The organism is Streptomyces sp. NPDC001843 (assembly GCF_042891955.1).
GTDB lineage: Bacteria > Actinomycetota > Actinomycetes > Streptomycetales > Streptomycetaceae > Streptomyces.
In genome coordinates this window covers 111,633-136,419 of the sequence record NZ_JBIATQ010000003.1, presented here as the reverse complement: position 1 = coordinate 136,419, position 24,787 = coordinate 111,633, and the positions used below count along the sequence as shown (strand labels likewise).

The following is a 24,787-nucleotide window of genomic DNA, read 5'->3' as shown; positions in this document are numbered from 1 at the left end:
CAAGGGCCGCCCGAAAATTGGTTTAGACCTTATGGGACGGTGTTCTTGTCACGCCTTTCACCCTCCGGCCCAAGCACAGATGAAGCGCCATCGACAAGGAGGGGGAGACGAGTGGAAGGGACCCGGGGCGGGCCGGCTGCTGCGGCCCGCGACCCTCAGCTCTTCGAAGATTTCTACCGGCGCCATGTGGACGCGGTGACATCTTTCGCGGCCCGGCGTGTCGCCGACGTGCACACGGTGGCCGACCTGACGGCCGAGGTCCTCCTCACGGTCGAGGACAAGATCGCACCCTGCCCGCCGGAGTCCGTCCGCTGGACGGGCTCCGGGTACGCCTCGGGCGGCCGGCGCGGTGCCGGCGGGGGTGGTGAGGGGCCGGTCACCCGGAGAGGGAGCCGGGGCTCACTGCTCAAGAAGGGTGCCGGTGGCCGGGGCGTCCCCCCGGCGGCCGGTCAGTTCGGCGGATCCGCCCTGCGCGGTGTGCGCGAGCTGCCAGTCCTGCAGTGACTCGTACGCCGCGTGGTCCATGAACGAGCCGTGCAACTCCACGACCGCGTGGGAACCTTGGGGCACGTGATGCAGGACGCGGCTGAGCCGCGGCACCGCGAGGAACGTCAACTGGCCTCTCACACGGACGTAGTGGACTCCTCCGTTCTCTTCGTGTGTGACGCGGGTGCGGGCGAGGCGGTTCAGGGTGACGGCGACGGCCACGGCGACCCCGGACAGCACGCCCTGCAGTACACCGAGGAACACCACGCCCAGGGTGGTGGCGGCGTACACCAGCACCTCGCGGTGGCGGGTCACCGTGCGGATGTGGTGCAGGGACACCATCTGGATGCCGACGGCCATCACCAGGGCGGCGAGCGATGCGAGCGGGATGAGCTCCAGGAACGGGACCATCAGCAGCGCGGCGACCATTACGAGAACGCCGTGCAGCATCGTGGAGTTCCGGCTGACGGCACCGCCCCGCACATTCGCCGAACTCCGCACGGCCACCCCCGCGACCGGCAGTCCGCCCAGCGCCCCGGACACGATGTTGGCGGCGCCCTGGCCGAGCAGTTCCCGGTCCAGGTCCGAGCGGCCGACGCGGGCCTGCGGAGCGGGGCGCCCGGCGACCAGCTTGTCCACGGCGACCGCCCCGAGCAGCGACTGCACGCTGCACACCAGCGTGGTGGTCAGCACGGCGGTGACGAGGCCGGGCACGGGCCCCTCGGGCAGCCCGGCCAGGGCATGGCTGCGCCAGGACGGGAGGTCGACCCTGGGCAGCGTCAGCCCGGTGAGCCAGGCGGTCGCGGTGGCCCCGGCGACCGCGACGAGCGCGGCCGGGATCCTGCGCAGCAGCCGGCCGGGGCGACCGGGCAGCCGCGGCCAGGCGAGCAGCAGGGTCAGCGTCAGCGCGCTCGTCGTCACGGCCGCGGGATGCAGGTGGGCCAACTGGTACGGCAGGCCGCGGAGGTTGTCGAGGACGGAGCTGTGCGGGCTGCCGCCGAGCACGATGTGCAGCTGGGCGACGGCGATGGTCACACCGATGCCGGCGAGCATGCCGTGCACCACGGCCGGGCTCACGGCGAGCGCGGAGCGTGCCACGCGCAGGCAGCCCAGACCGAGTTGGGCCAGGCCGGCGAGGACGGTGATGGCGCAGGTCGTCCGCCATCCGTAGCGGTCGATCAAGTCGGCGGTGACGACGGTCAGTCCGGCTGCCGGACCGCTGACCTGCAGCGGACAACCGCCCAGCCGGCCGGCGACGATCCCCCCGACGGCGGCTGCCACCAGCCCGGCCTGGAGCGGGGCGCCCGTGGCGAGAGCGATGCCGAGGGACAGGGGCAGAGCGATCAGGAAGACGGCGATCGACGCGGACAGATCGGCGCCGGCGACGCGGAAGCGGCGGGGCGGGCTGTGCGGTTGGTGGGGGCGCTCGGTCGGCGCCGGGGGCTGGGGCTGGGCGGGTGCGCAGGCTGACATGTTTCCCGTCTCCTCCACGCAAAGATCAACGCTCGGTAAATGAATCGTAATGCAGAGTAAAGGTCGGGCATGGATTTTTGCCGCAAATGGTGCATTAGTTCACTCGCCCGAGTGGTGCGAGCTGTTTATCGGCTTGTCGTATTAATTCCTTCTCGGCCCCCGTGCGACCTTGGCGGCGCTGTCGGCAGAAAACGGCAGACAACCACAAAACGCCCTCGTCAGCGTTTGTCTGAGAGAAGGAAGAAGGTGGGCGGAACATGGCCGCCACCCAGAGGATCGCCGCGGGAGCCATGGTCGCCGCGGCCTGCGCCGCGTCGCTGGCCGGTTGCGCCGGCGGCTCCAGCGGCTCCAAGGAAGGGGCTCCCGGCCCGCAGAAGGGGGCGCCGCCGCCCGGCAGCGTGCTCCGGCTGATCGGCGACGGCTCCACCGCGTACACCGGATCGCAGCCGCATCTGCCCGGACCCGAGCGGCTCGAACCCGGTCAGAAGCCTCCCCAGTTCGTGGTCTTCTCCTGGGACGGGGCGGGCGAGGACAGCCAGAAGCTGTTCTCCCACTTCCGCAAGGTCGCCAAGGCCAACAACGCGACCATGACCTACTTCCTCAGCGGTGTGTACCTGCTCCCCAAGGAGAAACGCGACCTCTACAAGCCACCGCAGCACGCGCCGGGCAGCTCCGAGATCGGCTTCAACGACGAGCAGGGCATCGCCGACACCGTCAGGCAACTGCGCCTCGCCTGGCTCGAGGGCAACGAGATCGGCACCCACTTCAACGGCCACTTCTGCGGCAACGACGGCGGGGTGGGCACGTGGTCGGTGGATGAGTGGAAGAGCGAGATCGCCCAGGCCAAGGAGTTCGTGAAGACCTGGAAGACCAACACCGGCATGAAGGACGCGCCACCGCTGCCGTTCGACTACGACAAGGAGCTCGTCGGCGCCCGCACCCCCTGCCTGGAAGGCCAGAAGAACTTCATGCGAGCGGCCCGCGACCTGGGCTTCCGCTATGACACCAGCGGGGTCGACGACCAGGTCTGGCCGAAGAAGAAGGACGGCCTGTGGGACCTGTCGATGCAGCTCGTGCCCTTCCCCGGGCACTCCTACGAGCAGTTGACCATGGACTACAACTTCATGGTCAACCAATCGGGAACCTCGACCCAGGGAGACCCCGACAAGTACGACTACTGGGGTGACCAGATGCGGGACGGCCTGCTGAAGGGCTTCTACCGCGCCTACGACGGCAACCGCGCGCCCCTGGTCATCGGCAACCACTTCGAGTCCTGGAACGGCGGCACCTACATGCGCGCGATCGACGACGTCGTCGAGCAGGTGTGCAACAAGCCGGAGGTGCGCTGCGTCTCCTTCCGGCAGCTCGCCGACTGGCTGGACGCCCAGGACCCGCAGGTGCTGGCCAGGCTGCGCACCCTGAACGTGGGTGAGGCCCCCCGGCAGGGCTGGGCGTCCTTCCTGTCGGGCCGCACCGCTCCGGCCCCGAAGGGGGTGCCGGGGGCGCCCGCGGTCCGGCAGTAGGCGAGGGGCGGTGGCCGTCAGGCGGGGGCGGCGACCGCCTCGCTGAGCACGAAGGCGGGGTCGATCTGCGCCGCCAGGTCGGCCCCGGTGCGCTCGTTGCCCCACGACTGCGCGTTCCTCAGGTGGAAGTGCACCATCTGGCGGGTGTAGCGCTCCCAGTCCCGCAGTTCGTACGTCGCGTCGGCGGTGACCCGAAGGGTGCGCAGGGCGTGGCCGTTGGTGTCCTCCAGGAGGTCGAACCGGGGCGGCCTGCCCTTCTCCATCGCGCGTACCCACTCCGAGTGCCCGACGGTCACCAGCAGGTCGTCCCCGACCTCCGAGCGCAGGAAGTCGACGTCGTCCTGGCCCTGCACCTTGTTGCCGACGACCTTCAGGTTGACGCCGAAGTCGCGGGCGTACTCCTTGTACTGGCGGTAGACGGAGACCCCCTTCCGGGTCGGCTCGGCGACGAGGAACGTGATGTCGAAGCGAGTGAACATGCCGGAGGCGAAGGAGTCCGAGCCCGCCGTCATGTCGACCACGACGTACTCGTCCCGCCCGTCGACCAGGTGGTTCAGGAACAGCTCCACCGCTCCCGTCTTGGAGTGGTAGCAGGAGACCCCCAGGTCGGCGTCCGTGAAGGAGCCCGTGACCATCAGACGGACGGCGCCGCCGTCGAGTTCCACCGGCCGTGCGCAGGCGTCGTACACCGGGTTGGGCTCCCGTACCCGCAGCAGCCGCGAGCCCTCGCCGGGCGGGGTCGTCTTGATCATCGTCGCGGCGGAGGTGATGCGCGGGTTGCTGCCGCGCAGATACTCCTTGATCAGTGACAGCCGCTCGCCCATCGCGGGCAGCGCCGCCGTCTCCGTGTCGTCGAGGCCGAGCGCGGCGCCGAGGTGCTGGTTGATGTCGGCGTCGATGGCGACCACCGGCGCTCCGGCCGCCACCAGGTGGCGGATGAAGAGGGAGGACAGCGTGGTCTTGCCGCTGCCGCCCTTCCCGACGAAAGCAATTTTCATGTTCACCAAGAGTAGTCAGTCGATGGCCGAGAGTGGTGGCGAGAGTGAAGAAGACCACTCCTTCGTGGGGTGGAACGCCGGGGTGCGTAGGGTCGTACTCATGAGTACGACAGGCGCCTCCGCCGATCCGCTCGCGGCCCTGGGCTCGCTGCCCGGTGTGGCCGAGTCCGTGGAGTCCGTGCGCAAGGCCGTGGACCGGGTCTACGGGCACCGCGTCATGCGGCGCCGGAGCAATGAGGTCACCTCTGAAGCGGCGCTGCGCGGCGCCCGGGGCTCCGCGGCGCTGTCCGGCGCCGACTGGGCCCTGGAGGAGGTGCGCCGGCGCACCGACTTCAGCGGCGACGACGAGGCGCGCGTGGTGGGCGCGGCCCTGCGGCTGACCGCTGAGGCCGGCCAGTTGCTGTCCATCTGGCGGCAGTCACCCCTGCGGGTCCTGGCCCGGCTGCACCTGGTCGCCGCGGCGGGCAGGGACGACGAGGTCGGGCGGCCGCGCCAGGCGGGGGAGCCGGTCGACGAGCCGCTGATCGAGCTGACGCCGCCGGACGCGGCCGAGGTGTCCGGCCGGCTGGAGGGTCTCGCGCAGCTGGTCATCGCGGGCAGTTCGGCGCCCGCGCTGGTGACGGCCGCGGTGGTGCACGGCGAGCTGCTCGCGCTGCGACCCTTCGTGTCCCATAACGGGCTGGTCGCGCGCGCGGCCGAGCGGATCGTCCTGATCGGCAGCGGCCTGGACCCGAAGGCGGTCTGTCCGGCCGAGGTGGGCCACGCGGAGCTCGGCCGTGCCGCGTACCTGGCGGCCCTGGACGGCTACGTCTCGGGGACGCCGGAGGGTATGGCGGCCTGGATCGCCCACTGCGGTAGGGCGGTCGAACTGGGCGTGCGCGAGTCGACGGCGGTGTGCGAGGCGCTGCAGCGCGGGGCGGCCTGACGGGCGAAGGCGGGCCCCTTGCGGAGTGGGCCTGAACAGGGTTGGGCCTGAACAGGGTTGCGGCGGTACGAGAGTTCGTACCGCCGCTGGCATGATCACCGAGTTACCAAGCGTCCTCGATATGTCGCCCATCAGGTCGGGATCTTTGCCCGTCACCTGGTGCGGCTGGCCCGTAATCGACGGGTCGACGTCGCGTGGGTGCCCGGTTCTCATGCTCGGTCCGTGGGGCCAAATGCGTTTTAAAGGTGATCCTCTCGGATGTCCTTCGGTCTCGCGGGCCGTTAAGTCCTTTGTACTGCAGGCCCCGAGCAAGCGGAACCCCTACCCACGGTTCTTTACTTTTAGCCCCAAAACGGTCACAAACAGTTCAGGCCACCGAGCTGCGCCGCCGGCTGGCGTACCAGACGAGTCCCGCGGTGGCGGCCGCCGCTCCTATCGCCGCCGCCGCGACCAGGGTCGGCCGGGGCGGTACGGAGAGGGTGGGCAGCCGCTTCTTGAGGCGCACCGGGCGGTGGAAGTCCAGGATCGGCCAGCCGCGGGCCAGTGCCTCGCGGCGCAGGGACCGGTCCGGGTTCACGGCGTGCGGATACCCGACCGTCTCGAGCATCGGCAGGTCGGTCGCCGAGTCGCTGTAGGCGTAGCAGCGGGCGAGGTCGTACCCCTCCGACTCGGCCAGCTCCCTGATCGCCTCGGCCTTCGTGGGGCCGTAGGCGTAGTACTCCACCTCGCCGGTGAAACAGCCGTCGTCGCCCACGATCATGCGGGTGGCCACCACCCGGTCCGCCCCGAGGAGCTCACCGATCGGCTCGACCACCTCGGCGCCCGACGTGGAGACGATCACCACGTCACGGCCGGCCGTGTGGTGCTGTTCGATGAGGGAGGCGGCCTCGTCGTAGATGATCGGGTCGATCAGGTCGTGCAGCGTCTCGGCGACGATCTCCTTCACCTGCTGCACGTTCCACCCGCGGCACAGCGCCGACAGATACTCGCGCATGCGCTCCATCTGATCGTGGTCGAGACCTCCGACCAGGAAGACGAACTGGGCATATGCGGTACGCAAGGCGGCCCTGCGGTTGATCAGCCCGCCTTGGTAGAACGACTTGCTGAAGGTGAGCGTGCTCGACTTCGCAATGACCGTCTTGTCCAGGTCAAAGAAGGCCGCTGTGCGGGGCAAGGAGTGGTTTTCCACGCCCCTGAGCATAGGCGCCCACCATTCGGCGTAAGGTGGGGCGCGTGGGTTTGCCTGAGAGGGCTCTCGGGTACACCATGGAAGTCACGGATCGTTCGCGACCGTGCTAACCCGGTCCGACTCCTCCCCCCCCGAGTCGGCCGTGGGGACGACCCCCGCTCTCCCCCCCGGCGGGGGTCGTCGCATGTCCGGGTGGGTTTTTCCTTCATGCAGGCGGTTGCCGGGCCCTTGAGTGGGCGACGGTGGCCGCCGTTTCGGCATGCCTGCGGTTCGTCACTCGCAGTAGTCGTCGGGCGGCGCTCCGGAAGCCGGACGGGGAGCGGCTCAGGGGTCACCGGTATGGGTGATGACGATATTCACAACCACTGAGTTGTCCACAGTTTTCCACCAAGATCCACACGATTTCCGGGATCGCTGCACCGTGTTTCCAGCGCGCTCCCACCGGGCGAGTTCATGGCCGGTTCTGTTTGCCGGAGCGTCAATGGCCGGTTCCTATCGGCCGCTCATATGGAGGCCGCTTGCCGGTTCTTCACACGTTCGGGATTCGCGTGGCCGCAGGGGACTGCGCGCACGACGCGGCGAAGGGGGAACACGACATGGCCAAAACCGTCACCCACGATCCACCACCCGCGACCGCAGGACGGCCGCTGATCGTCACGGAGGACGCCCTACTCCTCGACGACCTGCTGCGACTGTGCGCGGCGGCAGGCGCCAAGCCCGAGGTCCACCCCCGCGTACCGGAATGCGGCGGCGGCTGGGAGTCGGCCCCCCTCGTCCTGGTCGGGGACGACGCCGCGCGCCGCGTCCGCAGGGCCACGCGCAGACAGGGAGTGGTGCTCGTCGGCCGCGACCAGGACGACGCCGGCGTCTGGAAACGGGCCGTCCAGATCGGCGCCGACAACGTCCTGATCCTCCCCGAGGGGGAGCAGTGGCTGGTCGACCGCATCGCCGACGTCGCCGAGGGCGTGGGCCGTCCGGCGCTCACCGTCGGCGTCATCGGCGGCCGAGGCGGGGCCGGCGCGTCCACGCTTGCCTGCGCGCTGGCCGTCACCTCCGCGCGTGAGGGACTGCGCACCCTGCTCGTCGACGCCGATCCGCTCGGCGGCGGACTCGACGTACTCCTCGGCGGCGAGAGCGCCGACGGGCTGCGCTGGCCCGCGTTCGCCGCCTCACGCGGCCGGGTCGGCGGCGGCGCCCTGGAGGAGTCGCTGCCCCGGCTGCACTCCCTGCGCGTGCTCAGCTGGGACCGCGGCGACTGCGTCGCCGTCCCGCCCCAGGCCGTACGGGCGGTGCTCGCCGCCGCCCGGCGCCGCGGGGGCACCGTCGTCGTCGACCTGCCGCGCCGCATCGACGACGGGGTGGCCGAGACACTCGCCCAGCTCGACCTCGCGCTCCTCGTCGTCCCCGCCGAGCTGCGCGCCGTCGCGGCGGCCGGCCGGGTGGCATCCGCCGTGGGCATGGTGCTGCGCGACCTCAGAGTGGCGGTACGCGGGCCGTACGCACCCGGCTTGGACGATCGCGAGGTGGCCCGGCTGCTCGGCCTGCCCCTGGTCGGCGAGGTGCCCGTCGAACCGGGACTGCTGCGCCCCCACGGCGGCGGCAGACCACCCGGAGCGGCCGGCCGTGGTCCGCTGGCGCGCTTCTGCACCCAGTTCTGGGAGCGGGCCCTGGTGGAGGCGGGTGGCGTATGAGCGCGTTTCCCCGACTCGGGCGCGCGGACTCCCCGGCGCTGCTCGACGGCGTACGGCGATGGCTGGCCGAGAGCGGAGCCGAGCCGACACCCGCGCGCGTGGCACAGGCGCTGCGCGAACAGGGACGGGTGCTCGGCGACGCCGAGGTCCTGGGAGCCGCCGAGCGGCTGCGGTCCGAGCTGGTGGGCAGCGGCCCGCTGGAGCCGCTCCTCGCCGACCCGTGCGTCACCGACGTCCTGGTGTCGGCCCCGGACCAGGTGTGGGTGGACCGGGGTGGCGGACTGGAGCTGACCGGGGTGACCTTCCCCGACGCTGCTGCCGTACGACGACTCGCGCAGCGCCTGGCCGCGGTGGCCGGACGACGCCTCGACGACGCCCGGCCCTGGGCCGACGCACGGCTGCCCGACGGGACCCGTCTGCACGCGGTGCTGCCCCCGGTGGCCGTCGGCTGCACCTGCCTGTCCCTGCGGGTGGTACGCCCCCGGGCGTTCACGCTCGACGAACTGGTCGCCGCGGGCACGGTGCCGCCGGGGGGTGACCTGATCCTGCGGGCGCTGGTGCGGGCGCGGCTGTCCTTCCTCGTCAGCGGTGGCACGGGCAGCGGCAAGACGACGCTGCTGAGCGCGCTGCTCGGACTGGCCGGACCGGACGAGCGGATCGTGCTCGCCGAGGACTCCGCGGAACTGCGCCCCGACCACCCGCACGTCGTACGGCTGGAGACCCGACCCGCCAACCAGGAGGGTGCGGGCCTGGTCACCCTCGAGGACCTGGTGCGGCAGGCGCTGCGGATGCGCCCCGACCGGCTGGTCGTCGGCGAGGTGCGCGGCCCCGAGGTGGTGCATCTGCTGGCCGCGCTCAACACGGGCCATGAAGGCGGCTCCTGCACGGTGCACGCCAACGCCGCGGCGGACGTGCCGGCCCGCCTGGAGGCGCTGGGCACGGCCGCCGGGCTCGACCGGGCCGCGCTGCACAGCCAGTTGGCGGCCGCGCTGTCGGTGGTCCTGCACCTGGTGCGCGACCGGGCAGGGCGGCGCCGCATCTCCGAGGTGCACGTGCTGGAGCGGGATTCCTCGGCTCTGGTGCGAACGGTCCCGGCGCTGCGCTGGGGCCCGGAAGCCTTCGCGCGGGACCGCGGGTGGGAGCGGCTGCGCGGGCTGTTGCGCGACGAGTTCGACGGCGGACCGGGCCACAAGGGAGGCGAGTCGGATGGGTGAGATCTCGGCGGGCGATCCGGCCATGGGCGCCGCTCTGGTCTGTGTCGCCGCGGCGGCTTGGCTGACGGGCGGACCGCGCTGCGGGGCCCGGCGGGCGCGGCTGCTGCTCGCGGGCGGCGGGACGGCGGGGACCGGACCGCCCGCGGGCCGACGGATCGTCGGTGAACTGCGGCGACTGGGCTGCCGGTTGCGGGGCGAGTGGTGGTCGTTGGCCGCCGGACTGGTGCTGGCGCTGCTGGGCGCTTCGGTCGTTCCGGTCGTCGCGGGGGCGGCCGGGGTGCCGGTGCTGCGGCGGCTGCGGCTGGCGCGGGAGGCGCGGCGGGCGCGGGAACGGCGCGGGGACGCGGTGATCGCCTTGTGCGGGGCGCTGGCGGGGGAGGTGCGTGCCGGACGGCAGCCTGGTGAGGCGCTGTTGTGGGCCGCGCGGGACTCCGGCGGGCTCGGCGAGGCGCAGGCGACCGTGCTCGCCGCGGCGAGGTTCGGCGGAGACGTGCCGGGCGCGCTCGCGGGGGCGGCCCGGCAGCCGGGGGCCGAGGGGCTGTTGGGGCTCGCGGCCTGCTGGCGGGTGGCCGTGGACCAGGGCGCCGGGCTGGCAACGGGCCTCGACCGGCTGGGCGCCGCCCTGCGTGCCGAACGGGACCAGCACGCGGACATGCGTGCCCAGTTGGCAGGCGCACGGGCCACGGCGGTGATGCTTGCCGCCCTGCCCGCCCTGGGGCTCCTGCTGGGCACGGCCATGGGCGCCGACCCGTTGCACGTGCTGCTGCACAGCGGGGCGGGGCTGGGCTGCCTGCTGGTCGGCGGACTGCTGGAGACCGCCGGGCTGTGGTGGTCGGCGCGGATCGTGCGCGCGGCGGAGGCGGCATGAGCGCCGGATTCGTCCACAGGCTGGGGATGGCCGTCGCGTTGGCCCTGGCCCTCGGGTGGCTTGTGCGGCGGATCGGCGTGGCCCGCCGCAGGCGCTGGGCGCGGCACCGGCTGGCCGGACTGCTGCCCTCCGGCCCCGCCACGGCTCCCCAACCGTCCGTCGAGGTGCTGGGTGCCGTGCGGCGGTGGTCGCCCGTCGTCGCGGTGGTGGCCGCCGGGTGGGGACTGGTGGGGGGAGTCGCCGGCGCCGTGGTGGGCCTGGGGACGGCCGTGGCGCTGTGGCGGTGGCGGCGTCGGCAGGAGGACGGCCCGGGGCGGGCGGCGGATTCCGCTGCCGCGGTGGCCGCCCGGCAACTCCCGTTGGCCGCCGAGCTGCTGGCCGCCTGCATCGCGGCCGGTGCGGACCCGGTGGTCGCCGCCCGCGCCGTCGGCGAGGCCCTCGGGGGGCCTGTCGGGGAGGCACTGGCGCAGGGCGCCGCGGAGGTGCGGCTGGGCGGCGAACCGGCGGACGGTTGGCGCCGGTTGGCGGCGATGCCGGGCGCCGGGGCCCTGGCTCGGCTGCTGGAGCGTGCCGGCGAGTCGGGGCTCCCGGCGGCCACTCCGGTCGCGCGGCTCGCGGCGGACGCGCGTGCGGACCGGTGCCGGGCCGCGACAGCACGGGCCAGGCGGGCGGCCGTTCTGGTCAGCGCACCGGTGGGGCTGTGCTTCCTGCCCGCCTTCATCGCGATCGGCGTGCTGCCCGTGGTCATCGGGTTGGCGAGTGGAGTGGTGCGAGGGGGTGGCGGTTGACGGAGACGGCGAGCGGATCAAACCGGTGAAGTGATCACAAAACAGATCAGAAAGGGTTCAGAAGTGGTGGATGTGAAGAAGCTCCAGGGGTTCGGCATGAGCAGGAAGACGAAGGCCTCAGGGCGACAGCTGCGGGCGAGGTGGCGGCGGGACGGCGGCATGGTCACCTCGGAGTACGCCATGGGCATCGTCGCGGCCGTGGGATTCGCCCTGCTGCTCTACGAGGTCGTGACGAGCGGACAGGTCCGGGCGGAACTGCAGGCCATCGTGAAACGGGCCCTCAGTGCGCGGATGTGAGCGCCGACGCGGCCGCGGCGGCGAACGCGCATGGGGACGCCGACGGGGGCGGCTGACGGACCGTGGGTTCGTGACCGCGGAGGCGGCTGTGGTGCTGCCGGTGCTGGTGGCGTTCACCATGGCCCTGATCTGGGGCCTGTTCATGGTCGCCGCGCAGTTGCAGTGCGTGGACGCCGCGCGTACCGGCGCCCGGGCGGCGGCCCGCCAGGACGCCCCCGACGCGGTGATGGCGGTGACCCGTGAGGCGGCGCCGGACGGTGCGAAGGTGACCGTCGCTCGTGAGGGAGACCAGGTGCGCGTGACGGTCGTGGCGAAGCCGCCGGTGCTGACGGGCCTGCCCTTCGAGGTGCGGGAGGAGGCCGTGGCCGCGGCGGAGGAGACGGTCGGCGCCGGAGCGACGGCTCCGCCCGCGGCTGCGGGGGCACGACCATGAGAAGCCGTTTCTCGGACCGTTTCTCGGGCCGTTTCTCGGGCCGCGGCTCCGACCGCGGATCCGCCACCGTCTGGAGCGTCGCCGCCGTCGCCGTGCTGTGCGTGGTCTTCGGCGCCGCCCTCGCCCTCGGGCAGGCCGTCGTCGCCCGGCACCGCGCGGCCGGCGGTGCCGACCTCGCGGCGCTCGCGGCGGCGGACCACTGGGCCGACGGCACGGCGACCGCGTGCGCCCGGGCCGACCGGGTGGCGCGGGCCCAGGGGGCTCGGCTGGTGCGGTGCGCGATCGTGGGCGAGACCTCGGACGTGACGGCGGCGTCCGGCCGGGGTCCGTTCACGGCGCGGGTCAGATCACGGGCGGGCCCTGCGGGGCCGGCCGCTCCCCGGCCCGCTCCGTCACCGGTTTCTCCTCAGGTGCACCCCGCAGCAGCACCGTGAGCAGCCGCACCGCACCCCGCTTGTGCAGCGGATCGTTGCCGTTGCCGCACTTGGGGGACTGGATGCAGGACGGGCAGCCGGCGTCGCACTCGCAGGAGGCGATGGCCTGGCGGGTGGCGGTCAGCCACTCGCGGGCGGTGTGGAAGGCGCGCTCGGCGAAGCCCGCGCCGCCGGGGTGACCGTCGTACACGAAGACCGTGGGCAGGAGCGTGTCGGGGTGCAGCGGGATCGACACGCCGCCGATGTCCCAGCGGTCGCAGGTCGCGAAGAGCGGCAGCATGCCGATCGACGCGTGTTCGGCGGCGTGCAGGGCGCCGCCGAGGATCTCCGGGTTGATCCGGGCCTCGTCCAGTTGGTCCTCGGTGACCGTCCACCACACCGCGCGGGTGCGCAGCGTACGAGGAGGGAGGTCGAGCTTCGTCTCGCCCAGCACTTCCCCGGTGATGACACGCCGGCGCAGATAGGAGACCACTTGGTTGGTGACCTCCACCGAGCCGTAGCACAGCCGTCCCGCGCCCCAGGGGACCTCGATGTCCGTCTCCAGGACGGAGATCGCCGTCGTGTCGCGGGCGACCGTCGAGTACGGCGGGTCCGCCTGTTCGACCAGGGCGACCGAGTCCTCCAGGTCGAAGGAGCGCACCAGATACGTACGGCCCTGGTGCAGATGGACGGCGCCCTCGTGCACCGTCGAGTGCGCGGCCGAGGCGTCCACCGTGCCGAGGAGGCGTCCGGTGGCCTCCTCGACGACCTGTACCGGCCGGCCGCCCTCGCCGCGGATGTCGGTCAGGTCGGCGGCCCGCTCCCGGCGGGTCCAGTGCCAGGCCTTCGTACGGCGGCGCAGCAGCTTCGCGGCCTCCAGCTGCGGCAGCAGCTCCGCCGAGGCGTGCCCGAAGAGCTCCAGGTCCTCCTCGGTCAGCGGGACCTCCGCGGCGGCCGCGCACAGGTGCGGAGCGAGCACGTAGGGGTTGTCGGGGTCGAGGACGGTGGATTCCACCGGCTGGTCGAACAGAGCCTCGGGATGGTGGACCAGGAAGGTGTCCAGCGGGTCGTCCCGGGCGACCAGCACCGCCAGCGCGCCCTGGCCGGAGCGGCCCGCCCGCCCCGCCTGCTGCCACAGGGAGGCGCGCGTGCCCGGATACCCGGCGATCACCACGGCGTCCAGGCCGGAGACGTCCACGCCCAGCTCCAGGGCCGTGGTGGCGGCCAGGCCGAGGAGCTCACCGGAGTGCAGGGCCCGCTCCAGAGCGCGGCGCTCCTCCGGGAGGTAGCCGCCCCGGTAGGCGGCGACACGCCGGGCGAGCGAGCGGTCGACCTCGGCCAGGCGTTCCTGCGCGATCACCGAGATCAGCTCGGCGCCGCGCCGGGAGCGTACGAAGGCGACCGAGCGGACGCCCTGCACGGTGAGGTCGGTGAGCAGGTCGGCGGTCTCGGCGGTGGCGGTACGGCGGACGGGGGCGCCCTTCTCGCCGTGCAGCTCGGTCAGCGGCGGCTCCCAGAGGGCGAAGACGAGTTCCCCGCGCGGGGAGGCGTCGTCGGCGACCTCGACCACCGGCAGGCCGGTCAGCCGGCCGGCGGCCACGGAGGGCTCGGCGGCGGTCGCGGAGGCCAGCAGGAACACGGGCGAGGAGCCGTAGCGCGCGCACAGCCGCCGCAGCCGGCGCAGGACCTGGGCGACGTGGGAGCCGAACACGCCCCGATAGGTGTGGCACTCGTCGATGACCACGTATCTGAGCGCCTTCAGGAAGGACGCCCAGCGGGGGTGGGAGGGCAGGATGCCGCGGTGCAGCATGTCCGGGTTGGTCAGGACGTAGTTGGCGTACTGGCGGATCCACTCGCGTTCCTCGAACGGGGTGTCGCCGTCGTACACGGCCGGTCGAACCGCTGTTCCCAGTGGTTGTGCGAGTTCCTTCACCGCACGGCACTGGTCGGCCGCGAGAGCCTTGGTGGGGGCCAGATACAGGGCGGTGGCGCCGCGCCCGTTGGCCGCCAGCGACCCCTCCAGCAGCGTGGACAGGACCGGGACGAGGTACGCCAGGGACTTGCCGGACGCCGTGCCCGTGGCGACGACCACCGAGTCGCCGTCCAGGGCGTGCTCGGCGGCGAGCGCCTGGTGGGCCCAGGGGTGCTCGATCCCGCACGCCTGCACGGCCGCGATCACTTCCGGGCGAATTCGATCAGGCCAAACGGCATGGCGACCCGCACGTGGGGGCAAGTGCTCCGTATGAGTGATGCGCGAGGCCCGGCTCGGCCCCGAGGCGAGCCGGTCCAGGACCGTGCCCGGGGAGAACCGGGGCGCGGGCTCCGTCGGAGGTCGATCGGTTCGGTGATTCTTGGCCATCGGCACCGAGTGTGTCACCGGCGTGACGGACAATGGAGCCAAGGCGTCGTGCACGCCTGCCGGTAAGTGATTGAATGCCATCGCGGCTGGCGATACGTCCCGGGGGCCGCAAGCCGAAGGTGTCCCGAGGGACGAACGCTCGATAGCAAGGTGCTGGAGGATCCGTGGACCTGTCCCTGTCGACCCGTACCGTCGGCGATCGTACGGTCGTCGAGGTCGGTGGCGAAATCGACGTATATACCGCGCCCAAGCTGCGCGAGCAGCTGGTCGAGCTGGTGAACGACGGGAATTTCCACCTCGTCGTCGACATGGAGGGCGTGGACTTCCTCGACTCCACCGGTCTCGGCGTGCTGGTCGGCGGCCTGAAGCGGGTGCGTGCCCATGAGGGCTCGCTGCGCCTGGTCTGCAACCAGGAGCGCATTCTGAAGATCTTCCGCATCACCGGTCTCACCAAGGTGTTCCCGATTCACACCTCGGTCGAGGAAGCGGTGGCGGCCACCGACTGACTCGGGGCGCCCGACCGACTTCGGTCATCGGCCGGCCCCGGGGCCGTCGACGCACTGCGGACCCGCTAGGCGGTCCGGAGGACGGGCGAAGGCGGCCATCGGCCGGGCCGGGCAGTCGGGGCGCCAGGTCGTCGGCCGGCGATCCGGTCGTCCGGTCGGCCCGTCTCCCGGGTGCGAAACGCCCGGGCGGAAGAAGTTCATCAGGGGGCCAGGGCTCTCGGCGTCCCGGCCCCCGACCGCAGCCCGTAGTTCCGAGGGGGATGCATGGCCACCGTCGAACTCCGTTTCAGCGCGCTGCCCGAGCACGTCAGAACCGCCCGACTGGTGGCGGCAGCGGTGGCGCGCAGGGCCGGAGTGGACGAGGCCGTACTCGACGAGGTCCGGCTCGCCGTCGGCGAGGCCTGCTCCCGTGCCGTCGGACTGCACCAGAGCGTCGGCATCACGGCGCCGGTGAAGGTGGCGCTGATCGAAGAGGAGAAACAGTTCTCCATCGAGGTCGGCGACGAGGTACCGCAGGCGCACGCGGGCGGTCCGGCCGACGGCGCCGCCCCTGACGCGGACGTGGAGGCCGAGGAGGACGAGATGGGCCTCGCGGTCATCAGCGGCCTCGTCGACGACGTGGAGGTCAGCACGGGCGAGCGCGGCGGGCTGATCCGTATGACCTGGCCGACCACGCCGCCGGCCGCCGCGATCGCCTGAACCACCCGCTTCACCCGGAACGCTTCACCCGAACGCTTCACCAGAAGGGCCCCACCCAGTGGGGCCCTTCTGCATGTCGGGGGGCCGGTGACCGGGCATAGACTGGTTTTCGTGAATTCGTTCACGATCAATTACGTGATAATGGATCAAGCGTCAATGCGTTCAGGGCATTACCGCTTTCGGGTTCTGTCTCTGCCCGGCGATCATTTGCTGTAGAGCACAGGTGGGCCAATTCCGTTTACCGCGCTCTGTTTAGATCAGGTTCCGGTACCTAGAATCCGTCCACATCTTGAGCTCAGCCCAAGCGTCAAGGAGGACGAATGGCGGGGCTTTCTACCCCTCATCAGCTGGACCACCCCACAACCTTCGCAGCCGCGGTCCTGACCGACGACAACCGGATCATCGTGGCGGTCATCGCGGCCGTGGCGGTGGCCGCGCTCGTGGTCGCAGGCGTCCTGGTACGCCAGGTTCTGGCGGCGGGCGAGGGCACCGACAGCATGAAGCGGATCGCGGAGGCGGTCCAGGAAGGCGCCAAGGCCTATCTGGGCCGGCAACTGCGCACGCTCGGCGTATTCGCCGTCCTCGTGTTCTTCCTTCTCATGCTGCTGCCCGCGGACGACTGGAATCAGCGTGCCGGACGGTCGGTGTTCTTCCTGATCGGTGCCGCGTTCTCGGCGGCCACCGGCTATATCGGCATGTGGCTCGCCGTGCGCAGCAATGTCCGAGTGGCCGCGGCGGCCCGGGAAGCGACCCCGGCGGAAGGTGAGCCGGAAAAGGATCTCACCACCGTCTCGCACAAAGCCATGAAGATCGCTTTTCGCACGGGCGGCGTCGTCGGCATGTTCACGGTGGGGCTCGGCCTGCTGGGCGCCTCCTGTGTGGTGCTGGTGTACGCGGCCGACGCGCCGAAGGTGCTCGAGGGCTTCGGCCTCGGGGCCGCCCTCATCGCCATGTTCATGCGTGTCGGCGGCGGCATCTTCACCAAGGCCGCCGACGTCGGCGCCGACCTGGTCGGCAAGGTCGAGCAGGGCATTCCGGAGGACGATCCGCGCAATGCCGCGACCATCGCCGACAACGTGGGCGACAACGTCGGCGACTGCGCGGGCATGGCGGCCGACCTCTTCGAGTCGTACGCCGTGACCCTGGTCGCCGCGCTGATCCTCGGCAAGGCGGCCTTCGGCGACTCGGGTCTCGCCTTCCCGCTGCTGGTGCCCGCGATCGGCGTGATCACCGCGATGATCGGCATCTTCGCGGTCGCTCCGCGCCGCGCCGACCGCAGCGGCATGTCCGCGATCAACCGCGGCTTCTTCATCTCCGCGGTGATCTCCCTCGCCCTGGTGGCGGCGGCTGTCTTCGTCTACCTGCCCGCGAAGTACGCGGACCTCGACGGCGTCACCGACGCGGCGATCAGGGGCAAGAGCGGGGACCCCCGCATCCTCGCCCTGGTCGCGGTGGCCATCGGCATCCTGCTCGCCGCCGTGATCCAGCAGCTCACCGGCTACTTCACCGAGACCAGCCGCCGTCCGGTTCGGGACATCGGCAAGACCTCCCTCACGGGTCCGGCCACCGTCGTCCTCTCCGGTATCTCGGTCGGCCTCGAATCGGCCGTCTACACCGCTCTGCTGATCGGCCTCGGCGTGTACGGGGCGTTCCTGCTCGGCGGTACGTCGATCATGCTGGCGCTGTTCGCGGTGGCCCTGGCCGGCACCGGACTGCTCACCACCGTCGGCGTGATCGTCGCCATGGACACCTTCGGGCCGGTCTCCGACAACGCGCAGGGCATCGCCGAGATGTCCGGCGACGTCGAGGGCGCCGGCGCGCAGGTGCTCACCAACCTGGACGCCGTCGGCAACACCACCAAGGCCATCACCAAGGGCATCGCCATCGCCACCGCGGTCCTGGCCGCGTCGGCGCTGTTCGGGTCGTACCGCGACGCCATCACCACCGGTGCGCGTGACGTGGGCGAGAAGCTGTCGGGACCGGGCGCACCGATGAGCCTGATCATGGACATCTCGCAGCCCAACAACCTCGTCGGTCTGATCGCCGGCGCGGCGGTCGTCTTCCTCTTCTCTGGGCTGGCGATCAACGCCGTGTCCCGGTCGGCGGGTTCGGTGGTCTTCGAGGTGCGTCGGCAGTTCCGCGAGCACCCCGGGATCATGGACTTCAGCGAGAAGCCGGAGTACGGCAAGGTCGTCGACATCTGCACCAAGGACGCCCTGCGCGAGCTGGCCACGCCCGGTCTGCTCGCGGTCATGGCGCCGATCTTCATCGGGTTCACGCTCGGCGTCGGCGCGCTCGGCTCGTACCTCGCGGGCGCGATCGGCGCGGGCACGCTGATGGCGGTGTTCCTCGCCAACTCCGGCGGTGCCTGGGACAACGCCAAGAAGCTCGTGGAGGACGGCCACCACGGCGGCAAGGGCAGCGAGGCCCACGCGGCGACGGTGATCGGCGACACGGTCGGCGACCCCTTCAAGGACACCGCCGGTCCGGCGATCAACCCCCTGCTGAAGGTCATGAACCTGGTGTCGCTGCTGATCGCGCCCGCGGTCATCCGGTTCTCCTACGGCGACGACAAGAACATCGCGGTGCGGATCGTGGTCGCGGTGCTCTCCCTCGTCGTGATCGTCGGCGCGGTGTACGTCTCCAAGCGGCGCGGCATCGCCGTGGGGGACGAGGAGCAGGACGCGGACCGGGTGTCCAAGCCGGCCGATCCCGCGGTGGTTTCGTAGAGCGTCCTGACGAAGCCCTGCTCAAGCGGCGGGCGGGTGGCACGCGTTGACGTGCCGCCCGCCCGCTTCGTCTGTGTGGGCCACCTCACCGTGACCCTTCTCTCGCATGGTGTAAACAGTGTCATTACGGTCTTAGCGGATGTTATGTCTGGGGCGTCCGCCGTCCGGCGTGTAGATTCCGGGGGCCGAGAGCCATGGAAGGGACCAATCCGGTGAACAAGAAGCTCACGGCCGCGCTGTCCGGCGGTGCGGTACTGGCAGTGGCGCTGGTCGGCTGCAGTAGCGGCGGCGACAAGGGCAACCCCAAGCTGGACGCCTGGGCCAAGCAGGTCTGCGACGCGGTGCCGGCGCAGGACGCCAAGATCAAGTCCGCCAACGCCGCCATCACCAAGACCGCCTCGGACACCTCCAACCCGCCGGCGGCCATCCAGAAGACCGACTCCCAGGCCTTCCAGGACATGTCCGACGGTTACAAGTCGCTCGCCGCGGCCATCAGCAACGCCGGGGCACCTCCCGGCGTCGACGGCGGCGCCAAGCGGCAGCAGGACGCGGTGAAGAACCTCAACGACCTCTCCGCGGCCTACGCCGGCCTGAAGAAGAAGGTCGACGCGCTCGACACGAAGAACCAGGCGAAGTTCGCCACCGGACTGCACGACATCGCCACCCAGATGACGGACCTGCAGAAGCAGAGCCAGAGCGGCACCACCGCCCTGAAGAACCTGGAGCAGGGCGACGTCAAGGACGCCATCGCCAAGCAGGCGAGCTGCAAGAAGGTGTCCGCATCGACGTCGTCGTCGACGACCGCCGGCTGATCCCGGCCCGCGGGTCACAATGGGGGGCGTGAGTAACGCCACCCTGCCCTCCCTGCCGTCCGCCGACCGCCCCGACGTCGCCGCCCGGTTGCGCGACGCCCTGCTCGGCGCCTCCTTCACCGCCGACGGGCTGCTCGAACTGCTCGGCGCGCCCGCTTACGCGGCGCTGGCCCGCAGCGAGACCGTGCCCGCGCTCCGCGCGACCCGTGGCGACACGCCGCTGGAAACGCTCGTACGGCTGTTCCTGCTCCAGCAGCCCGTGCCGCACGCGCGCGTGGCGGACGTCCTGCCCGTCGAGGAGTGCCTGGCGAGCGGCTGGCTGGTGCGCCCGGGCGGCGCCGCCGGAAGCGACCTCGCCGCGACCGTGGACGTACGGCCGTACGGCGGACCGGGCGGCGAGGACTGGTTCATCGTGTCCGACCTCGGGTGCGCGGTCGGCGGCGCGGGCGGCATCGGCAACCGCGAGGAAGGGGTCGTCCTGGGCGTGGGCGGCGCGTCCACGACCCTCGCGGGCATCACCGTGCGCACACCCGTCGCCGCCGCGCTCGACCTCGGAACCGGCTCCGGGATCCAGGCGCTGCACGCCACCCGGCACGCCACGCGCGTGACGGCGACCGACCTCAACCCGCGCGCCCTGCACTTCACCGCGCTGACCCTCGCCCTGTCCGGCGTCCCGGCCGCCGATCTGCGCCAGGGCTCGCTGTTCGAGCCCGTCAAGGAGGGGGAGAGGTACGACCTGATCGTCTCCAACCCGCCCTTCGTGATCTCGCCGGCTGCCCGGCTGACGTACCGGGACGGCGGGATGGGCGGGGACGATCTGTGCCGCTCGCTCGTTCAGGGCGCGGGGGAACGGCTCAGCGAGGGCGGGTTCGCGCAGTTCCTCGCCAACTGGCAGCACGTCGAGGGGGAGGACTGGCAGGACAGGCTCAGGTCGTGGGTGCCGCGCGGGTGCGATGCCTGGATCGTGCAGCGTGAGGTGCAGGACGTCACGCAGTACGCCGAGCTGTGGCTGAGGGACGCCGGTGACCACCGGACCGACCCGGCCGAGTACCAGGCGCGGTACGACGCCTGGCTGGAGGAGTTCGAGGCGCGGAAGGTCAAGGGGGTGGGCTTCGGCTGGATCACGCTGCGCAGGTCCGGGGCCGCCGAGCCCTCGGTCACCGTGGAGGAGTGGCCGCACTCGGTCGAACAGCCGCTCGGCGACACGATCCGCGCCCACTTCGCACGCCTGGACTACCTGCGGGAGCACGACGACGCGGCCCTGCTCGCCGCGCACTTCAAGCTCGCCGCGGAAGTGGTCCAGGAGCAGGTCGGGCTGCCCGGCGCCGAGGACCCGGAGCACGTGGTGCTGCGCCAGCACCGAGGGATGCGCCGGGCCACCAAGGTGGACACGGTCGGCGCCGGCTTCGCGGGCGTCTGCGACGGCACCCTCAGCGCGGGCCGCATCCTCGACGCGATCGCGCAGCTGATGGGCGAGGACCCGGTGGTGCTGCGCGACCGCACACCGGCACAGATCCGGCTGCTCGTGGAACAGGGGTTCCTGGAGCCGGCGGGCTGAGGACCCGGGTCGGGCACCGGAGCTGAGGCCGGAGCGGCCGCCATGCCGTCCGGATGCCACCGGTCGCGCCCTCGGAGCGACCGGTCGGCCGGTGCGGGCCGGCCGGGACCGGTCGATCGGTGCGGTCCGACGGAGGTCGGCCCCGCTGCCCGCCTGTCCTGGCACGCAGCCATCGGAAACCGGCCAAGAAGCGCGCGGACCCGGTCCGCGCGCCCCCGCGACGCAGCCACGACAGGAAAAAGACCGGAAAAATAAGGACCGCCGATCGATCACCCCGAGGCGCTCGAAAGAGCGCGCGGGGAATGGTCGACCCGGTGTTCACCCAGGGTTCGCCCGCCCGACGCACCGACCTGTCACTCTCCCCGCGCTGGGCACTCGCCGACGGCAGAAAAGGGGCGCACGGGGTCATGGAGAGCGGGCCGGCGATCTTCGCGGGAGTGGTGTTCGCCCTGTTCGGAGCCGCACTGCTGGTGTGGACCGCCACCCGGGTCCGGCGCGGCGAGCCGGTCGCCCTCGGTGTGAACCAGGTCGCATCGGTGACCCTCGCGGGCCTCGCCTCGGTGATCGCGCTGGCCCTCGCCACGTACTGTCTGACCCGCCTCTGAAGGCGGCGCGCACCATGTCGTCCGCGTAAGGGGAGCGTCACGCTCCGGACAGGAACGGACCGGCGACTGGTGACTCCGGGCGGCAGGAAGGGCGGTAGTCGGGTTACCGTTCGAGTGGCCGTTGTGGGCTTTTCCCGTTTGACACGGGGGCGGGATGTACCGTCACACTCCGCAGCGTCACCACCAGCGAGCCACACAGCACGCGCCCCGGGACCAAGGCCTGGGGAGGCCCCAGCGTCGACCGGAGAGAAGAGCGAAGTTGTCCCCGACCAGCGAGACCGCACAGGGCGGCCGCCGACTCGTCATCGTCGAGTCGCCTGCCAAGGCGAAGACGATCAAGGGCTACCTGGGCCCCGGCTACGTAGTCGAAGCGAGCGTCGGGCACATCCGCGACCTCCCCAACGGCGCCGCGGAGGTGCCGGAGAAGTACACCGGCGAGGTCCGTCGCCTCGGCGTGGACGTCGACCACGACTTCGAGCCGATCTATGTCGTCAACGCCGACAAGAAGGCCCAGGTCAAGAAGCTCAAGGACCTGCTGAAGGACTCCGACGAGCTCTTCCTCGCCACCGATGAGGACCGCGAGGGCGAGGCCATCGCGTGGCACCTCATGGAGGTCCTGAAGCCCAAGGTCCCGGTCAAGCGGATGGTCTTCCACGAGATCACCAAGGACGCGATCCGCCAGGCCGTCGCCAACCCGCGCGACCTGAACCAGCGCATGGTCGACGCCCAGGAGACCCGCCGCATCCTCGACCGCCTCTACGGCTACGAGGTCTCGCCGGTCCTGTGGAAGAAGGTCATGCCGCGCCTTTCGGCGGGCCGTGTCCAGTCGGTCGCCACCCGGCTCGTCGTGGAACGGGAGCGCGAGCGCATCGCGTTCCGTTCCGCCGAGTACTGGGACCTGACGGGCACCTTCGCGACCGGCCGCGCGGGGGACCCGTCGGACCCGTCGACGCTGGTCGCCCGTCTGCAGACCGTCGACGGCAGGCGGATCGCGCAGGGCCGCGACTTCGACTCCCTGGGACAGCTCAAGAGCGCGAACATCCTCCAGCTGGACGAGGCGAACGCCCGCGCCCTGGCCGCCGCCCTGGAGAACACCCGCTTCTCCGTGCGGTCCGTCGAGTCCAAGCCGTACCGCCGCTCGCCGTACGCGCCGTTCCGTACGACGACGCTGCAGCAGGAGGCCAGCCGCAAGCTCGGCTTCGGCGCGAAGGCGACCATGCAGGTCGCCCAGAAGCTGTACGAGAACGGCTACATCACGTACATGCGTACGGACTCCACGACCCTGAGCGACACGGCGGTCGCCGCCGCCCGCGCCCAGGTCACGCAGCTGTACGGCGCCGAGTACCTGCCGAGCACACCCCGCACGTACGCCGGCAAGGTCAAGAACGCCCAGGAGGCGCACGAGGCGATCCGGCCCTCGGGTGATCGTTTCCGCACCCCGGCCGAGACGGGACTGACCGGCGACCAGTTCAAGCTCTACGAGCTGATCTGGAAGCGGACGGTCGCCTCCCAGATGAAGGACGCGACCGGTAACAGCGTGACCGTGAAGATCGGTGGAGCCGCCGCCGACGGCCGGGACGTCGAGTTCAGCGCGTCCGGCAAGACGATCACCTTCCACGGCTTCCTGAAGGCCTACGTCGAGGGCGCCGACGACCCGAACGCCGAGCTCGACGACCGCGAGCGCCGTCTGCCGCAGGTCGCCGAGGGCGACGCGCTGAGCGCCGAGGAGATCACGGCCGACGGGCACGCCACCAAGCCCCCGGCCCGCTACACCGAGGCCTCGCTGGTCAAGGAGCTGGAAGAGCGCGAGATCGGCCGCCCGTCGACGTACGCGTCGATCATCGGCACGATCCTCGACCGCGGCTACGTCTTCAAGAAGGGCACGGCCCTGGTGCCGTCCTTCCTGTCCTTCGCCGTGGTCAACCTCCTGGAGAAGCATTTCGGCCGGCTCGTCGACTACGACTTCACCGCCAAGATGGAGGACGACCTCGACCGCATCGCGCGTGGCGAGGCGCAGGCCGTGCCGTGGCTGAAGCGGTTCTACTTCGGTGAAACAGTGCCTGACAGCGGCTTCGCCGCGGGCGTCACGGGCGCCGCGGCCGACGCCGGCAACGGCGACGGCGACCACCTCGGCGGCCTCAAGGAGCTGGTGACCGACCTTGGCGCGATCGACGCGCGCGAGGTGTCGTCCTTCCCCGTGGGCAACGGCATCGTGCTGCGGGTCGGCCGGTACGGCCCGTACATCGAGCGCGGTGAGAAGGACGCCGAGAACCACCAGCGCGCGGACATCCCGGAGGACCTCGCTCCGGATGAGCTGTCCGTCGAGCTGGCGGAGGAGCTGCTGGCCAAGCCGAGCGGCGACTTCGAGCTGGGCGCCGACCCGCAGACCGGCCACCAGATCATCGCCAAGGACGGCCGCTACGGCCCGTACGTCACCGAGGTGCTCCCCGAGGGCACCCCGAAGACCGGCAAGAACGCCGTCAAGCCGCGCACGGCCTCGCTGTTCAAGTCGATGTCCCTGGACACGGTCACGCTCGAGGACGCGCTCAGGCTGATGTCGCTGCCGCGCATCGTCGGCACCGACGCGGACGGCGTGGAGATCACCGCGCAGAACGGCCGCTACGGCCCGTACCTGAAGAAGGGCACGGACTCGCGCTCCCTGCAGGCCGAGGACCAGATCTTCACGATCACGCTGGAGGAGGCGCAGGCGATCTACGCCCAGCCGAAGCAGCGCGGTCGGGCCGCCGCCAAGCCGCCGCTGAAGGAGCTGGGCGAGGACCCGGTGAGCGGCAAGCCGGTCGTGGTGAAGGACGGCCGGTTCGGGCCGTACGTCACCGACGGGGAGACCAACGCGACCCTGCGCTCCGGCGACAGCGTCGAGACGATCACCCCCGAGCGCGGCTTCGAGCTGCTCGCCGAGAAGCGGGCCAAGGGGCCCGCGAAGAAGGCGACCGCGAAGAAGGCCGCCCCGGCGAAGAAGACCGCGGCCAAGAAGACGGCCGCCAAGAAGACGACCACGGCCGCGAAGAAGACCACCGCGAAGAAGACCACCGCCAAGACCACCGCGAAGAAGGCGACGGCCTCCAGGACGACGGAGGACTGAGGGCCGGCACCCCGCCTGCCTCCACACTCCTTCACGGCGGCTTCGCGAAACGAACGCCCCGGCATCACTTTGGTGTCGGGGTGTGCGTACGTTCGGACGGTCGCGGTGTGGTGTCAGC

Annotated in this window: 19 protein-coding genes and 2 pseudogenes; 17 read left to right on the top strand and 4 right to left on the bottom strand. The window is 71.5% G+C overall.

Features of this window, described 5'->3' with window-relative positions:
- Positions 1-111: 111 nt before the first annotated feature.
- A pseudogene (locus tag ACFYZQ_RS09035) lies at positions 112-279 on the top strand (RNA polymerase subunit sigma); the annotation flags it as partial.
- 159 nt (positions 280-438) lie between these two features.
- Here the strand turns inward: ACFYZQ_RS09035 and ACFYZQ_RS09030 are convergent.
- Positions 439-1,959: pseudogene (locus ACFYZQ_RS09030) on the bottom strand (SulP family inorganic anion transporter); the annotation flags it as partial.
- 257 nt (positions 1,960-2,216) lie between these two features.
- Here ACFYZQ_RS09030 and ACFYZQ_RS09025 point away from each other — a divergent pair.
- Positions 2,217-3,482 (top strand): hypothetical protein, encoded by a 1,266-nt coding sequence (locus ACFYZQ_RS09025; RefSeq protein ID WP_389143559.1) that lies wholly within the window; start codon positions 2,217-2,219, stop codon positions 3,480-3,482.
- 17 nt (positions 3,483-3,499) lie between these two features.
- On the opposite strand, the gene ACFYZQ_RS09020 is transcribed toward ACFYZQ_RS09025, so the two are convergent.
- Positions 3,500-4,480 (bottom strand): ATP-binding protein, encoded by a 981-nt coding sequence (locus ACFYZQ_RS09020; RefSeq protein WP_389143557.1) that lies wholly within the window; start codon positions 4,478-4,480, stop codon positions 3,500-3,502.
- A gap of 100 nt (positions 4,481-4,580) precedes the next feature.
- On the opposite strand from ACFYZQ_RS09020, the gene ACFYZQ_RS09015 reads away from it, so the two are divergent.
- The gene (locus ACFYZQ_RS09015) at positions 4,581-5,405 is read left to right on the top strand and encodes an oxidoreductase (RefSeq protein ID WP_389143555.1); all 825 of its coding nucleotides are present in this window, start codon (positions 4,581-4,583) and stop codon (positions 5,403-5,405) included.
- Between the two features lie 367 nt (positions 5,406-5,772).
- On the opposite strand, the gene ACFYZQ_RS09010 is transcribed toward ACFYZQ_RS09015, so the two are convergent.
- A complete protein-coding gene (locus tag ACFYZQ_RS09010) occupies positions 5,773-6,606 on the bottom strand; it encodes an HAD family hydrolase (protein ID WP_389143553.1) in 834 nt (277 codons plus the stop codon).
- A 584-nt stretch (positions 6,607-7,190) separates the two neighbouring features.
- Between ACFYZQ_RS09010 and ssd the strand changes: the two genes are divergently transcribed.
- The 7 genes from ssd (at position 7,191) to ACFYZQ_RS08975 (ending at position 12,319) form a co-directional block, all read left to right on the top strand.
- Positions 7,191-8,285 (top strand): septum site-determining protein Ssd, encoded by a 1,095-nt coding sequence (gene ssd, locus ACFYZQ_RS09005; RefSeq protein WP_389143550.1) that lies wholly within the window; start codon positions 7,191-7,193, stop codon positions 8,283-8,285.
- Positions 8,282-9,499, top strand: a complete 1,218-nt coding sequence (locus tag ACFYZQ_RS09000; protein ID WP_389143547.1) for a TadA family conjugal transfer-associated ATPase — start codon at positions 8,282-8,284, stop codon at positions 9,497-9,499. The genes ssd and ACFYZQ_RS09000 overlap by 4 nt, the downstream gene beginning before the upstream one ends.
- Complete coding sequence (locus ACFYZQ_RS08995) at positions 9,492-10,367, top strand: type II secretion system F family protein (protein WP_389143544.1); 876 nt, start codon at positions 9,492-9,494, stop codon at positions 10,365-10,367. Before ACFYZQ_RS09000 ends, ACFYZQ_RS08995 begins: the two co-directional genes overlap by 8 nt.
- The gene (locus ACFYZQ_RS08990) at positions 10,364-11,155 is read left to right on the top strand and encodes a type II secretion system F family protein (protein ID WP_389143541.1); all 792 of its coding nucleotides are present in this window, start codon (positions 10,364-10,366) and stop codon (positions 11,153-11,155) included. The genes ACFYZQ_RS08995 and ACFYZQ_RS08990 overlap by 4 nt, the downstream gene beginning before the upstream one ends.
- Positions 11,156-11,251: 96 nt before the next feature.
- On the top strand, positions 11,252-11,452 hold the full coding sequence (locus ACFYZQ_RS08985; protein WP_389143538.1) for a DUF4244 domain-containing protein: 201 nt from the start codon (positions 11,252-11,254) through the stop codon (positions 11,450-11,452).
- A complete protein-coding gene (locus ACFYZQ_RS08980; RefSeq protein WP_389143535.1) occupies positions 11,439-11,885 on the top strand; it encodes a TadE family type IV pilus minor pilin in 447 nt (148 codons plus the stop codon). Before ACFYZQ_RS08985 ends, ACFYZQ_RS08980 begins: the two co-directional genes overlap by 14 nt.
- Complete coding sequence (locus ACFYZQ_RS08975; protein ID WP_389143533.1) at positions 11,882-12,319, top strand: Rv3654c family TadE-like protein; 438 nt, start codon at positions 11,882-11,884, stop codon at positions 12,317-12,319. The genes ACFYZQ_RS08980 and ACFYZQ_RS08975 overlap by 4 nt, the downstream gene beginning before the upstream one ends.
- Here the strand turns inward: ACFYZQ_RS08975 and ACFYZQ_RS08970 are convergent.
- Entirely contained in the window at positions 12,228-14,738 is a 2,511-nt protein-coding gene (locus ACFYZQ_RS08970) for a DEAD/DEAH box helicase (protein WP_389143530.1), read from the bottom strand. The genes ACFYZQ_RS08975 and ACFYZQ_RS08970 overlap by 92 nt on opposite strands.
- Before the next feature lie 83 nt (positions 14,739-14,821).
- Between ACFYZQ_RS08970 and bldG the strand changes: the two genes are divergently transcribed.
- The 7 genes from bldG to topA all read left to right on the top strand — a co-directional run bounded on the left by bldG (position 14,822) and on the right by topA (position 24,669).
- Entirely contained in the window at positions 14,822-15,163 is a 342-nt protein-coding gene (gene bldG / locus ACFYZQ_RS08965; RefSeq protein ID WP_010986038.1) for an anti-sigma factor antagonist BldG, read from the top strand.
- 264 nt (positions 15,164-15,427) lie between these two features.
- A complete protein-coding gene (locus tag ACFYZQ_RS08960; protein WP_389143527.1) occupies positions 15,428-15,862 on the top strand; it encodes an ATP-binding protein in 435 nt (144 codons plus the stop codon).
- A 320-nt stretch (positions 15,863-16,182) separates the two neighbouring features.
- Complete coding sequence (locus ACFYZQ_RS08955) at positions 16,183-18,591, top strand: sodium-translocating pyrophosphatase (RefSeq protein WP_389143525.1); 2,409 nt, start codon at positions 16,183-16,185, stop codon at positions 18,589-18,591.
- A gap of 194 nt (positions 18,592-18,785) precedes the next feature.
- Positions 18,786-19,403 carry a small secreted protein gene (locus ACFYZQ_RS08950; RefSeq protein WP_389143522.1) on the top strand — a complete coding sequence of 206 codons (618 nt, stop codon included), beginning with the start codon at positions 18,786-18,788 and terminating at the stop codon, positions 19,401-19,403.
- A gap of 19 nt (positions 19,404-19,422) precedes the next feature.
- Positions 19,423-20,961: a methyltransferase gene (locus tag ACFYZQ_RS08945; protein ID WP_389143519.1), complete on the top strand. Its 1,539-nt coding sequence runs from the start codon at positions 19,423-19,425 to the stop codon at positions 20,959-20,961.
- Positions 20,962-21,368: 407 nt separating this feature from the next.
- Positions 21,369-21,566: a hypothetical protein gene (locus tag ACFYZQ_RS08940; RefSeq protein ID WP_389144706.1), complete on the top strand. Its 198-nt coding sequence runs from the start codon at positions 21,369-21,371 to the stop codon at positions 21,564-21,566.
- 259 nt (positions 21,567-21,825) lie between these two features.
- Positions 21,826-24,669, top strand: coding sequence for a type I DNA topoisomerase (topA, locus tag ACFYZQ_RS08935; protein ID WP_389143517.1), 2,844 nt, complete (start codon positions 21,826-21,828; stop codon positions 24,667-24,669).
- Positions 24,670-24,787 lie beyond the last annotated feature (118 nt).

Excerpts from the sequence above, each read along its gene's own strand:
- ACFYZQ_RS09025 (WP_389143559.1), top strand. The coding sequence starts at position 2,217 with ATGGCCGCCACCCAGAGGATCGCCGCGGGAGCCATGGTCGCCGCGGCC.
- ACFYZQ_RS09020 (WP_389143557.1), bottom strand. The coding sequence starts at position 4,480 with ATGAAAATTGCTTTCGTCGGGAAGGGCGGCAGCGGCAAGACCACGCTG.
- ACFYZQ_RS09015 (WP_389143555.1), top strand. The coding sequence starts at position 4,581 with ATGAGTACGACAGGCGCCTCCGCCGATCCGCTCGCGGCCCTGGGCTCG.
- ACFYZQ_RS09010 (WP_389143553.1), bottom strand. The coding sequence starts at position 6,606 with ATGCTCAGGGGCGTGGAAAACCACTCCTTGCCCCGCACAGCGGCCTTC.
- ssd (WP_389143550.1), top strand. The coding sequence starts at position 7,191 with ATGGCCAAAACCGTCACCCACGATCCACCACCCGCGACCGCAGGACGG.
- ACFYZQ_RS09000 (WP_389143547.1), top strand. The coding sequence starts at position 8,282 with ATGAGCGCGTTTCCCCGACTCGGGCGCGCGGACTCCCCGGCGCTGCTC.
- ACFYZQ_RS08995 (WP_389143544.1), top strand. The coding sequence starts at position 9,492 with ATGGGTGAGATCTCGGCGGGCGATCCGGCCATGGGCGCCGCTCTGGTC.
- ACFYZQ_RS08990 (WP_389143541.1), top strand. The coding sequence starts at position 10,364 with ATGAGCGCCGGATTCGTCCACAGGCTGGGGATGGCCGTCGCGTTGGCC.
- ACFYZQ_RS08985 (WP_389143538.1), top strand. The coding sequence starts at position 11,252 with ATGAGCAGGAAGACGAAGGCCTCAGGGCGACAGCTGCGGGCGAGGTGG.
- ACFYZQ_RS08975 (WP_389143533.1), top strand. The coding sequence starts at position 11,882 with ATGAGAAGCCGTTTCTCGGACCGTTTCTCGGGCCGTTTCTCGGGCCGC.
- ACFYZQ_RS08970 (WP_389143530.1), bottom strand. The coding sequence starts at position 14,738 with ATGGCATTCAATCACTTACCGGCAGGCGTGCACGACGCCTTGGCTCCA.
- ACFYZQ_RS08960 (WP_389143527.1), top strand. The coding sequence starts at position 15,428 with ATGGCCACCGTCGAACTCCGTTTCAGCGCGCTGCCCGAGCACGTCAGA.
- ACFYZQ_RS08955 (WP_389143525.1), top strand. The coding sequence starts at position 16,183 with ATGGCGGGGCTTTCTACCCCTCATCAGCTGGACCACCCCACAACCTTC.
- ACFYZQ_RS08950 (WP_389143522.1), top strand. The coding sequence starts at position 18,786 with ATGGAAGGGACCAATCCGGTGAACAAGAAGCTCACGGCCGCGCTGTCC.
- ACFYZQ_RS08945 (WP_389143519.1), top strand. The coding sequence starts at position 19,423 with ATGGGGGGCGTGAGTAACGCCACCCTGCCCTCCCTGCCGTCCGCCGAC.
- ACFYZQ_RS08940 (WP_389144706.1), top strand. The coding sequence starts at position 21,369 with ATGGAGAGCGGGCCGGCGATCTTCGCGGGAGTGGTGTTCGCCCTGTTC.